This window comes from Pseudomonas sp. ANT_J12 (assembly GCF_008370045.1).
Lineage (GTDB): Bacteria > Pseudomonadota > Gammaproteobacteria > Pseudomonadales > Pseudomonadaceae > Aquipseudomonas.
The window spans coordinates 845,617-858,872 of record NZ_VOBN01000001.1 but is presented as its reverse complement, the minus strand read 5'-3'; the positions used below and the strand labels follow the sequence as shown (position 1 = coordinate 858,872).

At 60.7% G+C, this 13,256-nt stretch carries 13 protein-coding genes; 6 read left to right on the top strand and 7 right to left on the bottom strand.

Annotated features, from left to right (window positions below; all coding sequences use genetic code 11):
• Positions 1-74: 74 nt before the first annotated feature.
• From FQ192_RS04175 to FQ192_RS04165, 3 genes are all read left to right on the top strand, one after another.
• Positions 75-545, top strand: a complete 471-nt coding sequence (locus tag FQ192_RS04175; protein WP_133837139.1) for a nuclear transport factor 2 family protein — start codon at positions 75-77, stop codon at positions 543-545.
• Between the two features lie 40 nt (positions 546-585).
• Positions 586-894: a GIY-YIG nuclease family protein gene (locus FQ192_RS04170; protein WP_149657476.1), complete on the top strand. Its 309-nt coding sequence runs from the start codon at positions 586-588 to the stop codon at positions 892-894.
• An 84-nt stretch (positions 895-978) separates the two neighbouring features.
• Entirely contained in the window at positions 979-1,914 is a 936-nt protein-coding gene (locus FQ192_RS04165; protein WP_149657475.1) for a glutathione S-transferase family protein, read from the top strand.
• 101 nt (positions 1,915-2,015) lie between these two features.
• Here the strand turns inward: FQ192_RS04165 and FQ192_RS04160 are convergent, their stop codons facing one another.
• Both FQ192_RS04160 and yejK read right to left on the bottom strand, forming a co-directional pair.
• Positions 2,016-2,366, bottom strand: coding sequence for a glutaredoxin family protein (locus FQ192_RS04160; RefSeq protein WP_149657474.1), 351 nt, complete (start codon positions 2,364-2,366; stop codon positions 2,016-2,018).
• On the bottom strand, positions 2,366-3,370 hold the full coding sequence (gene yejK / locus FQ192_RS04155) for a nucleoid-associated protein YejK (protein WP_149657473.1): 1,005 nt from the start codon (positions 3,368-3,370) through the stop codon (positions 2,366-2,368). Before yejK ends, FQ192_RS04160 begins: the two co-directional genes overlap by 1 nt.
• 395 nt (positions 3,371-3,765) lie before the next feature.
• Between yejK and FQ192_RS04150 the strand changes: the two genes are divergently transcribed.
• The gene (locus tag FQ192_RS04150) at positions 3,766-4,047 is read left to right on the top strand and encodes an HU family DNA-binding protein (RefSeq protein WP_007905514.1); all 282 of its coding nucleotides are present in this window, start codon (positions 3,766-3,768) and stop codon (positions 4,045-4,047) included.
• Positions 4,048-4,146: 99 nt separating this feature from the next.
• On the opposite strand, the gene rlmF is transcribed toward FQ192_RS04150, so the two are convergent.
• From rlmF to FQ192_RS04125, 5 genes are all read right to left on the bottom strand, one after another.
• Positions 4,147-5,166: a 23S rRNA (adenine(1618)-N(6))-methyltransferase RlmF gene (gene rlmF, locus FQ192_RS04145; RefSeq protein WP_149657472.1), complete on the bottom strand. Its 1,020-nt coding sequence runs from the start codon at positions 5,164-5,166 to the stop codon at positions 4,147-4,149.
• Between the two features lie 234 nt (positions 5,167-5,400).
• Positions 5,401-8,247 carry a valine--tRNA ligase gene (locus FQ192_RS04140; RefSeq protein ID WP_149657471.1) on the bottom strand — a complete coding sequence of 949 codons (2,847 nt, stop codon included), beginning with the start codon at positions 8,245-8,247 and terminating at the stop codon, positions 5,401-5,403.
• A gap of 127 nt (positions 8,248-8,374) precedes the next feature.
• Entirely contained in the window at positions 8,375-8,767 is a 393-nt protein-coding gene (locus tag FQ192_RS04135) for a DNA polymerase III subunit chi (RefSeq protein WP_149657470.1), read from the bottom strand.
• An 8-nt stretch (positions 8,768-8,775) separates the two neighbouring features.
• Positions 8,776-9,204 carry a DNA polymerase III subunit chi gene (locus FQ192_RS04130; RefSeq protein WP_149657469.1) on the bottom strand — a complete coding sequence of 143 codons (429 nt, stop codon included), beginning with the start codon at positions 9,202-9,204 and terminating at the stop codon, positions 8,776-8,778.
• A gap of 60 nt (positions 9,205-9,264) precedes the next feature.
• The gene (locus FQ192_RS04125) at positions 9,265-10,755 is read right to left on the bottom strand and encodes a leucyl aminopeptidase (protein ID WP_149657468.1); all 1,491 of its coding nucleotides are present in this window, start codon (positions 10,753-10,755) and stop codon (positions 9,265-9,267) included.
• A 308-nt stretch (positions 10,756-11,063) separates the two neighbouring features.
• On the opposite strand from FQ192_RS04125, the gene lptF reads away from it, so the two are divergent.
• Positions 11,064-12,182 (top strand): LPS export ABC transporter permease LptF, encoded by a 1,119-nt coding sequence (gene lptF, locus FQ192_RS04120; protein WP_149657467.1) that lies wholly within the window; start codon positions 11,064-11,066, stop codon positions 12,180-12,182.
• Positions 12,175-13,236, top strand: coding sequence for an LPS export ABC transporter permease LptG (gene lptG / locus FQ192_RS04115; RefSeq protein WP_149657466.1), 1,062 nt, complete (start codon positions 12,175-12,177; stop codon positions 13,234-13,236). The genes lptF and lptG overlap by 8 nt, the downstream gene beginning before the upstream one ends.
• Positions 13,237-13,256 lie beyond the last annotated feature (20 nt).

Here is a 13,256-nt window from a genome sequence, read left to right as displayed (position 1 = left end):
CACGAATGCCGGTGGTCTTGCGGGCATTTGCAGACTATCGTGCTGGCAATCTTTCGACGGTTCGGAGCCAGCCCATGAGTGACGCCCATAACGCCCTGATCACCCGCTTCTACCAGGCTTTTCAGCGGCTGGATGCCGAAGCCATGGCGGCCTGCTACACCGACGACGTGGTGTTCAGCGATCCAGCGTTCGGCGAGTTGCGCGGCCGCGATGCCGGCGACATGTGGCGCATGCTCACGACCCGGGCCAAGGACTTTTCCCTGACCTTCGACAACGTGCGCAGCGACGAGCGCACCGGCGGCGCCCATTGGGTTGCGACCTACCTGTTCAGCCAGACCGGCAACGTTGTGATCAACGACATCCAGGCGCGTTTCGTGTTTCGCGACGGCAAGATCTGCGAACATCACGACAGCTTCGACCTGTGGCGTTGGTCCCGCCAGGCGCTGGGCACCAAAGGCCTGTTGCTGGGCTGGACGCCGCTGGTGCGCAACGCCGTGCGCGCCCAGGCGTTGAAGGGGCTGAAGGCATTCCAGGCCAGTCGCTGATAAGATCGCGGCTTGTTTCCCTGCAAGCCATGATCGCCACGTGAACACCCTCAGCGAATCCCCCGTCATTGCCGTCGAACCGGTGCCCGCCAGCAAGCCCTGGTTCGTTTACCTCGTGCGCGCGGCCAATGGTTCGTTGTATTGCGGGATCAGCGACGACCCGGTGCGCCGCTTTGCCAAGCACCAGAGCGGCAAGGGCGCGCGGTTCTTCCTGTCCAGCCCGGCCATGGCGTTGGTTTATACCGAAATCTGCCGCGACAAAAGCGAAGCGCTGCGTCAGGAACGGTTGATCAAAAAACTCAAGAAAAGCGCCAAGGAATGCCTGGTGCTGACTTATCAATCTGACTGATAAGTTCCCATCAGGCGGATCTGTAGGCCGCTTCCCGATTGCGCGCTAAGCTGCGGACTCCTTATCCGAGCGGCGGAGCCGAGCATGTCAGAGTTGATCCTTCACAATTACCCGACGTCCCCCTTCGCCGAAAAGGCCCGTCTTCTGCTGGGCTTCAAAGGGTTGTCGTGGCGTTCGGTGAAGATCTCGCCGGTGATGCCAAAACCTGAATTGACCGCGCTGACGGGCGGCTACCGCAAGACCCCGGTGTTGCAGATCGGCGCCGATATTTATTGCGACACCGCTCTGATCGCCCGTCGCCTGGAGCAGGAAAAGGCCCTGCCGGCGTTTTTCCCGGAAGGTCAGGAAATGATCGTCGCGAGCTTCGCGGCCTGGGTCGATTCGGTGGTGTTCCAGCACGCGGTGAGCCTGGTGTTCCAGCCAGAATCGGTGGCGGTGCGCTTTGGCAAATTGCCGCCGGAAGCGATCAAGGCGTTCCTGGCCGATCGCGCCGGGTTGTTCAGCGGCGGCAGCTCGACGAAATTGTCGGCGGAACAGGCGCGGCATCAGTGGCCGACGATTATGGGGCGTCTCGAATTGCAGCTTCAGCGCGAGGAGGGCGACTTCCTGTTCGGCGAGCCTTCGATCGCCGATTTTTCGCTGGCTCATTGCCTGTGGTTCCTCAAGGCAACGCCGGTCACTTCACCGTTGGTCGATGCTTATCCGGCGGTTTTGGCGTGGTTTGGTCGGGTGATGGGGTTCGGTCATGGTGCGTTCAGCGAGATGACGGCCGAGGAGGCGCTGGAGGTGTCGCGCAATGCCACGCCCGCTGCGTTGCCGGATGAGGCGTTCGAGGAGCCTAACGGCTTTGAGGCGGGCCAGCAGGTGGTGATTGCCGCCACGGACTACGGTTGTGATCCGGTGACGGGTGAGCTGGTGTTTGCGGGGCGTGAGGAATTGATTGTGCGTCGGGAAGACGAGCGGGCGGGCGTGGTGCATGTGCACTTTCCGCGGTTTGGCTTCCGCATCGAAAAACCCTGAACCCTGTAGGAGCGAGGCTTGCCCGCGAAGCTTTTAGCGTCAGTGAGGACGCCTTCGCGGGCAAGCCTCGCTCCTACACGGGTTTTGTGTGAGGCAATCGGTTATTTCAATGCAGCGAGGATCTCATCCGGGTCATACCCGCGAATCAACGTCCCGTTCACATCGATCAACGGTATCCCGCGCCCACCCAACGCTTCATACGCCTTGCGCGCCTCGGCGTCCTTCTCGATATCGAATTCCTTGTACGGAATGCCTTTCTGATCCAGAAAGCGTCGAGTCAGTTTGCAGTAGCCGCACCAGTCGGTGGCGTAGAGCACGACGTTGGCCTTGGCCTGGGTCTGCTCGGACACCACCTGCGCCGGGTGGATATAGCGCTCGATCTTGCCCCAGTTCTGGTAAACCACGACCACCAGCAGGATCAGCAGGAATTTCTTCAGGATGCCGTTGAGCATCAGTTGCGTCGCTTCAACTGATCAGTCAGCTGGGTCGGCAAGCCCTTGATGATCAGCGTGCCGGCTTCTTCGTCGTATTCGATCTTCGAGCCCAGCAGGTGTGCTTCGAAGCTGATGGACAAGCCTTCAGCGCGCCCGGTGAAGCGGCGGAACTGGTTCAGGGTACGTTTATCCGCCGGAATCTCCGGGGACAAACCGTAATCCTTGTTGCGGATGTGATCGTAGAAGGCTTTCGGGCGTTCTTCGTCGATCAGCTCCGAGAGTTCTTCCAGGCCCATCGGCTCGCCGAGCTTGGCCTGGCTGCTGGCGTAATCCACCAGGGTTTTGGTTTTCTCGCGGGCGGATTCTTCCGGCAGATCTTCGCTTTCAACGAAGTCGCTGAAGGCTTTGAGCAAGGTGCGGGTTTCGCCCGGGCCGTCGACGCCTTCCTGGCAGCCGATGAAGTCGCGGAAATACTCCGAAACCTTTTTCCCGTTCTTGCCTTTGATGAACGAAATGTATTGCTTGGACTGCTTGTTGTTCTGCCACTCGGAGATGTTGATTCGCGCCGCGAGGTGCAACTGGCCCAGGTCCAGGTGACGAGACGCGGTCACGTCCAGCTCTTCCGTCACCGCCACGCCTTCACTGTGGTGCAGCAGGGCGATGGCCAGGTAGTCGGTCATGCCTTGCTGGTAGTGCGCAAACAGCACGTGGCCGCCCACTGACAGGTTCGATTCTTCCATCAGCTTTTGCAGGTGTTCCACCGCCACCCGGCTGAACGCCGTGAAATCCTTGCCGCCGTCGAGGTACTCCTTCAGCCAGCCGCTGAACGGATGCGCCCCGGACTCGGCATGGAAGAAACCCCAGGCCTTGCCTTGTTTGGCGTTGTAGCTCTCGTTGAGGTCGGCGAGCATGTTCTCGATGGCCGTGGACTCCGCCAGTTCGGAGTCGCGAGCGTGAAGAACTGCGGGGGTGCCGTCGGGTTTTTTGTCGATCAGGTGGACGATGCAATGGCGGATCGGCATGGGCTTCTCGGCTGATTGAAGAGAGGAGGGCGTGCTCCCCCAAAAAGTGCCAAGTGTACCGCAACCACTGGTTTTGGCGCGGCTCGAAGGGGAAATCCCGAACGTAGAGCGGCCCTTATGCGTTTTTTTAACGGTTTAGAGCAATAAAGCTGACCAAATGGGTAGCTAGAGGCGGATATTTCCCCGTCTCTGTGCTAGTTTTGCCCGGTCTTACGCGAAGTCACTGCGTTAAGCGTGCATTCAGCATTTGTCAGGTCGAACCAAACCCTGATTTCGGTATCTATTACCCCGACTCGTCGCGGTTATGGCCGAGGGTGCCAGATCCAGAAGATCGGGCTCGATGGCTGACACTGCACTCTGCAATCCATATGAATTTGATAGGGAAGGAACACTACATGGCTCTTACTAAAGACCAACTGATCGCCGACATCGCTGAAGCTATCGACGCGCCAAAAACCACCGCGCGTAACGCTCTGGACCAACTGGGCCAAATCGTTGCCGATCAGCTGGAAAACGGCGGCGAAATCACTCTGCCAGGTATCGGCAAACTGAAAGTGACCGAGCGTCCTGCCCGTACCGGCCGTAACCCTTCGACTGGCGCTGCCATCGAAATCGCTGCCAAGAAAGTTATCAAGCTGGTTGTGGCCAAAGGCCTGACCGACGCTGTTAACAAGTAAGACGCAGTAAAAAAAGCCGCGCTCCGGAGTGATCCGGGCGCGGCTTTTTTGTGCCTGCGATTCAGCGATTGACCCCAGGCCAATCGCTGTTTCAGGTGTTTACTTGCGGGCCCAGCGCTCGCGCCAGACCTGTTGCTCGGACTGGGTCTGGAAGGTCCAGGCCACAAAGCGGCTTTGCTTCTGGCCCTGGGACATTTCCACGACCTGGCTTTCCAGCACGCCAGCTTTTTTCAGAGCGGTCTGGATGGCGGGCAGGTTCGAGGCTTTCGATACCAGGGTGCTGAACCACAGCACTTTGTGCTGGAAGCTCGCGCTCTCGGCGATCAGTTGCGTCACAAAACGTGCCTCGCCCCCTTCACACCACAATTCCGCCGATTGCCCGCCGAAGTTCAGCACCGGCAGTTTGCGTTTCGGGTCGGCACGGCCCAGGGCGCGCCATTTGCGTTCGCTGCCCTTGGTCGCTTCGTCCATCGAGGCGTGGAACGGCGGGTTGCACATGGTCAGGTCAAAACGTTCGCCGGGCTCCAGCAAGCCGAGCAGGATGTGCTTGGGATTGCTTTGCAAACGCAGTTGAATGGCTTTGTTCAGCCCGTTGGACTGGACGATGGCTTTGGCGGCGGCCACGGCAGTCGGGTCGATTTCCGAACCGAGGAAGTGCCAGCGGTAGTCGCTGTAGCCGATCAGCGGGTAGACGCAGTTGGCACCCATGCCGATATCGAGCACTTTGACCGGCGCGCCGCGCGGGATTTCACCGTCGTTGACGCTGGCCAGCAGGTCGGCCAGGAAGTGCACGTAGTCGGCACGCCCCGGAACCGGCGGGCACAGGTAATCGGCCGGGATGTCCCAGTGGGCCACGCCGTAGAACGACTTGAGCAGTGCCCGGTTGAACACCCGCACCGCGTCGGGGCTGGCGAAGTCGATGCTTTCCTTGCCGTACGGGTTGAGGATCACGAACTTCGCCAGTTCCGGCGTGCTCTTGATCAGCTCCGGGAAGTCATAGCGACCCTGGTGGCGATTGCGCGGGTGCAGGCTGGCCTTCGGACGGGGTTCCACGGCGTTGGCCGGGGTGGCGGAGTCAGGCTTCTTGCGCGCAGGGCGGGGAGTGCGAGGGGCGTTCATGGGTGTGATCGATTCGGGTATGGCTGAAAGTGGGGGGCATTGTCCCACAGACGATGGTCGCGCGGGGATCCTGTAGGAGCAAGGCTTGCCCGCGAAGAGGCCGTCACATCCGACATCAATGGCGACAGGCAGATCGCTTTCGCGGGCAAGCCTCGCTCCTACAGCTAGCAAAAAAGTCGGGAGCACAAAAAAGGGAGGCCGTTGCGGGCCTCCCTCTTTCATTGCGAGTTGCCGTTACAGGCTGGCAATCCGCGCATGTTGCTCGGCCAATTTGCCCAAAGCCTGTTCAGCTTCGGCCAGTTTGGCCCGTTCTTTCTCGATGACTTCGGCCGGGGCCTTGTCGACGAAGCCGGCGTTGGACAGCTTGCCGCCGACGCGCTGGACTTCGCCCTGCAAACGCAGAATTTCTTTATCCAGGCGTGCCAGTTCGGCGTCCTTGTCGATCAGGCCGGCCATCGGCACCAGCACTTCCATCTCGCCCACCAGTGCAGTGGCGGACAGCGGTGCTTCTTCGCCGGCGGCCAACACCGTGATCGATTCGAGGCGGGCCAGCTTCTTCAGCAAGGCTTCGTTCTCGGTGAGACGACGCTGGTCTTCGGCGCTGACGTTCTTCAGGAACAGGTTCAGCGGCTTGCCCGGCCCGATGTTCATCTCGGCGCGAATGTTGCGCGTGCCGAGCATCAGCGTTTTCAGCCACTCGATATCGTCTTCGGCGCCCTGATCGATGCGCGCTTCATTGGCCACGGGCCAAGGTTGCAGCATGATCGTCTTGCCTTCGATACCGGCCAGCGGCGCAATGCGCTGCCAGATTTCTTCGGTGATGAACGGCATGAACGGGTGCGCCAGGCGCAACGCGACTTCCAGCACCCGAACCAGGGTGCGACGGGTGCCGCGCTGGCGTTCAACCGGAGCGTTTTCGTCCCACAGCACAGGCTTGGACAGTTCCAGGTACCAGTCGCAATACTGGTTCCAGATGAACTCGTACAAGGCTTGTGCTGCCAGGTCGAAGCGGAACTGGTCGAGTTGACGGGTCACTTCGGCTTCGGTGCGTTGCAGCTGCGAGATGATCCAGCGATCCGCCAGGGACAGCTCGTAGGCTTCGCCGTTCTGGCCGCAGTCTTCGCCCTTGTCCAGAACATAACGCGCGGCGTTCCAGATCTTGTTGCAGAAGTTGCGATAGCCTTCGACGCGGCCCATGTCGAACTTGATGTCGCGACCGGTGGACGCCAGCGAGCAGAAGGTAAAGCGCAGGGCGTCGGTGCCGTAGCTGGCGATGCCGTCGGCGAACTCGTCGCGGGTCTGCTTCTCGATCTTCTTCGCCAGTTTCGGCTGCATCATGCCGGAGGTGCGTTTCTGCACCAGCTCTTCCAGCTCGATACCGTCGATGATGTCCAGCGGGTCCAGGACGTTGCCCTTGGACTTGGACATTTTCTGTCCCTGGCCATCGCGCACCAGGCCGTGCACGTACACGGTCTTGAACGGTACTTGCGGCGTGCCGTCTTCGTTCTTCACCAAATGCATGGTGAGCATGATCATCCGGGCAACCCAGAAGAAAATGATGTCGAAACCGGTGACCAGTACGTCGGTGGAGTGGAATTTCTTCAGGAATTCGGTCTGCTCAGGCCAGCCCAGCGTGGAGAAGGTCCACAGGCCGGAACTGAACCAGGTGTCCAGAACATCGTTGTCCTGTTGCAGCGCAACGTCCGGGCCGAGGTTGTGCTTGGCACGCACTTCGGCTTCGTCGCGACCGACGTAGACTTTGCCCGACTCGTCGTACCAGGCCGGAATCCGGTGACCCCACCACAGCTGACGGCTGATGCACCAATCCTGGATGTCGCGCATCCACGAGAAGTACATGTTTTCGTATTGCTTGGGCACGAACTGGATGCGACCGTCTTCAACGGCAGCAATAGCAGGCTCGGCCAATGGTTTGGTCGACACGTACCACTGGTCGGTCAGCCACGGCTCGATGATGGTGCCGGAGCGGTCGCCTTTCGGCACTTTCAGGCCGTGGTCGTCAACGCTGACCAGCAGGCCGGCGGCGTCGAAGGCGGCAACGATCTGCTTACGGGCTTCGAAACGGTCGAGACCGGCGTATTCGGCCGGGATCTTGCCGTCGATGCTTTCGTTCAGCGTGCCGTCGAGGTTGAACACCTGGCAGGCCGGCAGGACGGCGGCGTTCTTGTCGAAGATGTTCAGCAGCGGCAGGTTGTGGCGCTTGCCGACTTCGTAGTCGTTGAAATCGTGGGCCGGGGTGATTTTCACGCAGCCGGTGCCGAATTCAGGGTCGCAGTAATCGTCGGCGATGATCGGGATGCGGCGGCCGACCAGCGGCAGCTCGACAAATTTGCCGATCAGGGCTTTGTAGCGTTCATCGTTCGGGTTCACCGCGACGGCGGCGTCGCCGAGCATGGTTTCCGGGCGAGTGGTCGCGACGATCAGGTAATCGTTGCCTTCAGCGGTCTTGGCGCCGTCGGCCAGCGGGTATTTCAGGTTCCACAGGAAACCTTTCTCGTCGTGGTTTTCCACTTCAAGGTCGGAAATCGCCGTGTGCAACTTGGTGTCCCAGTTGACCAGGCGCTTGCCGCGATAGATCAGGCCGTCTTCATGCAGGCGCACGAAGGCTTCTTTTACGGACTCGGAGAGACCGTCGTCCATCGTGAAGCGCTCGCGGCTCCAGTCCACGGACGAACCGAGACGGCGGATCTGACGGCTGATGTTGCCGCCGGACTGATCCTTCCATTCCCAGATCTTCTCGAGGAATTTCTCGCGACCGAGGTCGTGACGGCTCTGGCCCTGGGCTTCGAGTTGACGTTCCACCAGCATTTGCGTGGCGATACCGGCGTGGTCGGTGCCCGGCTGCCACAGGGTGTTGCGACCCTGCATGCGACGGAAACGGATCAGGGCGTCCATGATCGCGTTGTTGAAGCCGTGACCCATGTGCAGGCTGCCGGTGACGTTCGGCGGCGGGATCATGATGGTGTAGGACTCGCCCGCGCCTTGCGGGGCGAAGTAGTTCTCGGACTCCCAGGTGTTGTACCAGGAAGTTTCAATGGCGTGCGGCTGGTAGGTCTTATCCATGCGCGGCGGGACCCTATTGGCATCAATTCAGGAAAAGCCGACGAGTATAGCCTCGGGGACAGCGGCAAGCTACAAGCCACAAGCTGCAAGAAGGGTGTGCCGGCTTGGCTTTTGCTTTGCTTGCAGCTTAAAGCTTACCGCTTGTAGCTGCGGCGAGCAGCCGCTCCATCCGCGCATCCAGCCGACGCTTGATCTCGGTTTCGATATGCGGAGCGAAGTCGTCGATCACGTCTTGCATGATCAATTGCGCGGCGGCGCGCAGTTCGCTGTCCAGGTGCAGCAGGGCGTCAGGGCCTTTGCTCGCAGCGGCTGCCGGTTGGACGGCAGCGGGGGGCAGTTCGACGGCTTCAGGCGTGGCGCCTACGGCCTCGAACAGCATCGGAATCTGTTCCTGTTCGTCTTCATTGACCGTGTCGGTCAGCAAGGGCGGTTGCAGGTTGTCATCGCCGAGCAGTTGGCGGATCGACTCAAGGTCATCCAGCAGGTGCACGGACTTTTGCTGCGGTTTTGGAGTGTCCATCGGAATGCTCAGAGTCGCTGTAAACGGTGATCTTGCAGAGGATAGCCCTGTTCGCGGTAGAAACGGAAACTCTCCCGCGCAGCCGTGCGAATCGTCGGATCTTCCACCACCACTTCCGCCACCCGGGCGAATTTGTTGGCGAAGGCCGGGACTTTCAGGTCGAGATTGACCAGCAAATCCTGATGCGCACCGCAGTCATCACCAAGGCCGAGGACAATCAAACTGTCCGGTTCGCTTTCGGCGGGGCCGTGGGGCACGAAGGCTTCACCTTTGAACGCCCACAGACGCGCATCGAGATCTTCACGTTGGGCGGTATCGCTGCAATGCAGGTAGATGCGGTGACCCATGCGCCAGGCTTTTTCGGTGAGCTTGCAGGCAAAGTCCAGCCGCGCTGAAGGATCGGCGCTGGGCAGGATATAGAAGTCGACTTTGGTCATTGCGGTTCCTGAGCCATGAGCGGCGTTGTCCGAAAACAACGCCGCCCAGGGTCATCGGTTTCAGGCTTTGGCGCGGTCCAGCAGGTATTGGGTCAGCAATGGAACCGGACGGCCAGTGGCGCCCTTGTCCTTGCCGCCGCTGGTCCATGCGGTGCCGGCGATGTCCAGGTGCGCCCAGTTCAGGTTCTTGGTGAAGCGCGACAGGAAGCAGGCAGCGGTGATGGTGCCGGCTTTCGGACCACCGATGTTGGCGATGTCGGCGAAAGGGCTGTCCAGCTGTTCTTGGTACTCATCGAACAACGGCAGTTGCCAGGCGCGATCATCAGCAGTCTTGCCCGCGCTCAGCAATTGGCCGATCAGCTCGTCGTTGTTGCCCAGCAGGCCCGAAGTGTGGGCGCCCAGTGCAACCACGCAAGCGCCGGTCAGGGTCGCGATGTCGATCACGGCCTGCGGCTTGAAGCGCTCGGAGTAGGTCAGGGCATCGCACAGCACCAGACGGCCTTCGGCGTCGGTGTTGAGGATTTCCACGGTCTGGCCGCTCATGGTGGTGACGATGTCGCCCGGGCGCGAAGCATTGCCGCTTGGCATGTTCTCGGCGCACGCCAGGATGCACACCAGGTTGATCGGCAGTTTCAGTTCGAGCACGGCACGCAGGGTGCCGAACACGCTGGCCGCGCCGCCCATGTCGTATTTCATCTCATCCATGCCCAAGCCAGGCTTGAGGCTGATGCCGCCGGTGTCGAACGTGATGCCTTTGCCGACCAGGGCGTACGGCTTCTCGGATTTCTTGCCGCCGTTGTATTGCATCACGATCAGGCGCGGCGGCTGGGCGCTGCCCTGGCCGACGGCGTAGAACGAGCCCATGCCCAGGTCCTTGATCTTCTTCTCATCGAGGACTTCGACTTTCAGGCTCTTGAATTCTTTGCCCAGGTTCTTGGCTTGTTCGCCGAGGAACGTCGGGTGGCAGATGTTCGGCGGCAAGTTGCCCAGGGTGCGGGTGAACGCCATGCCGTTGGCGATCGCGGTGGCGTGGGCCACGGCGCGCTCGACTTCAGCCTGGGCGGCCTTGATGGTCACCAGGGTGATTTTTTTCAGGGCGCGGGGTTCGGCTTTCTGGCTCTTGAACTGGTCGAAGGTGTATTCGCCGTCCACCAGGGTTTCCGCCAGCAGGCGCGTCTTGCCGTAGCTGTCGCGGCCCTTGACCACGACTTCGTCCAGTGCCAGCACGGCATCGCTGCCGCCCAGGCCTTTGAGGGTGTTGAGGATGCCGGCGATGGTTTTGCGGAACGGGCGATCGCCCAGTTCTTCGTCCTTGCCTACGCCCACCAGCAAAACACGCTCGGCCTTGAGGTTCGGCAGGCTGTGCAGCAACAGGCTCTGGCCGACTTTACCGGCCAGGTCGCCGCGCTTGAGTACGGCGCTGATGGCGCCACCGCTCAGTTCGTCGAGCTGCTTGGCGACGGCACCGAGTTTACGGCCTTCGCCGACGGCGACCACCAGAGTGGCGGTTTTCAACGTTTCTGGGCTAACGCTTTTTACAACCAGTTCCATGTCCGGGTCCCTGAATTAATGGTCAACACGCAGCGTTCGACGGTGTGCGCAAACGCCTGCTTATATAAATAGAAAGACGCAGGTCACGGCCCGCGACAAAGGCCGCAGTTTGAACCTCGCTACCGGCGCCTGACAACCCTCGGTTGTACGATCTTCGGTGCTTTGCGCACGTGCTTGAGTATGCGCAGTGACAGGCGCACCCAATCACAGGATAATGCGCCATCTTTTTTCGGCGGCTCTGCCCTGCGGGCCGTCTGATACGTTTGCTTGTTTGGCCGCCTTAGCCTGACAACCCTGGAGTGTCTGGTTTGATCGTCTTCCGTTATCTATCCCGCGAAGTCCTGTTGACCTTGAGCGCCGTCAGCGCCGTGCTGCTGGTCATCATCATGAGCGGTCGCTTCATCAAATACCTCGCGCAGGCGGCTTCGGGCCAACTGGACCCGGGTTCACTGTTCCTGATCATGGGCTTTCGTCTGCCGGGCTTCCTGCAGCTGATCCTGCCATTGGGGCTGTTCCTCGGGATCCTGTTGTCGTATGGCCGGCTGTATCTGGAAAGCGAAATGACCGTGCTGTCGGCCACCGGCATGAGTCAGCAGCGCTTGTTTCGTATCACCCTGTTTCCGGCGACCCTGGTGGCACTGGTGGTTGCATGGCTGAGCCTGAGCCTGGCGCCGCAAGGGGCCAACCAGTTCCAGTTGCTGCTGAACAAGCAGGACGCGCTGACCGAGTTCGATACGCTGGAACCGGGTCGCTTCCAGGCGCTGCGTGACGGTACGCGGGTGACCTACACCGAAACGCTGACCGACGATCGTATCCACCTGGGAGGCGTATTCATTTCCCAGAAGAACGTTTCTTCGGATCAGAAAGATCGCGGGATTTCCGTACTGGTGGCCGAAAAGGGCCGTCAGGAAATCCGCCCTGACGGCAACCGCTACCTGATTCTCGACAACGGCTACCGCTACGACGGTAACCCGGGGCAGGCCGACTACCGCAAGATCAAGTACGACGAGTACGGTGTTTTGCTGCCCAAGCCGGACGTCAGCGACGAGGTGACCGACCGTGACGCCATGACCACCAGTTCCTTGCTGGGCAGCGAAGACATTCGCTCGCGCACCGAACTTCAATGGCGCCTGTCCCTGCCGTTGCTGGTCTTCATCGTGACCCTGATGGCGGTGCCGCTGTCGCGCGTCAACCCGCGCCAGGGCCGTTTCCTCAAGCTGCTGCCGGCGATTCTTCTTTATATGGCTTACCTGACCATCCTGATTGCCGCTCGCGGCGCCCTCGAAAAGGGCAAGATTCCGCCGGCGCTGGGCTTGTGGTGGGTGCACGGGATCTTCCTGACCATCGGCCTGGTCTTGCTCTACTGGGAGCCTATGCGCTTGAAACTGGCGAGTCGCCGCGATGCGCTGGAGGTGGCTCGTGGTTAAGCTCGATCGCTACATTGGTAGCAGCGTTTTCGTGGCGATCCTGGCCGTGCTGGGGATTATTCTCGGCCTGGCGACCCTGTTCGCCTTCATCGATGAAATGAGCGACGCCACGGACACCTACACCTTGTTGGACGTCCTGAGCTACGTGCTGCTTACCGCGCCGCGACGTCTTTACGACATGTTGCCGATGGCGGCGCTGATCGGTTGCCTGATCGGCCTCGGCAGTCTGGCCAGCAACAGCGAACTGACCATCATGCGCGCCGCTGGCGTGTCGATCGGGCGGATCGTGTGGGCGGTCATGAAGCCGATGCTGGTCCTGATGGTGGTGGGCGTGTTGATTGGCGAGTACGTCGCGCCGGCCACCGAGGTCACCGCCCAGGCCAACCGTTCCCTGGCCCAGGGCAGTGGTGATGCGCAAAGCGCCAAGCACGGCCTGTGGCATCGCCAGGGTGACGAGTTCATTCATGTCAACTCCGTGCAGCCCAATGGCCTGCTGTATGGCGTGACCCGTTATCACTTCGACAAAGAGCGCCACATGTTGTCGGCGAGCTTCGCCAAGCGTGCGGAGTTCGACAAGGACCATTGGCAACTGAGCGAAGTGACGACCACGCTGTTCCATGAAAAGAATACTGAAGTGGTCAGCACGCCGGTCGAGCGCTGGGAAGTGGCCCTGAGCCCGCAATTGCTCAGCACCGTGGTCATGGCGCCCGAGTCGCTGTCGATCAGCGGTTTGTGGGGTTACATCCACTACCTGGCCGACCAGGGCCTGGCCAACGGTCGTTACTGGCTGGCATTTTGGGTCAAGGTGTTGCAGCCGCTGGTCACCGCCGCGCTGGTGCTGATGGCGATTTCCTTCATCTTCGGTCCGCTGCGTTCGGTGACCCTTGGTCAGCGGGTGTTTACCGGTGTGCTGGTGGGCTTCACCTTCCGTATCGTCCAGGACCTGCTCGGGCCTTCGAGCCTGGTGTTCGGTTTCTCGCCGCTGTTTGCGGTGCTGGTGCCGGCCGGAGTCTGTGGTTTGGCCGGGGTCTGGTTGTTGCGTCGGGCCGGTTGATTCAGGGGGTTTCCTGATTT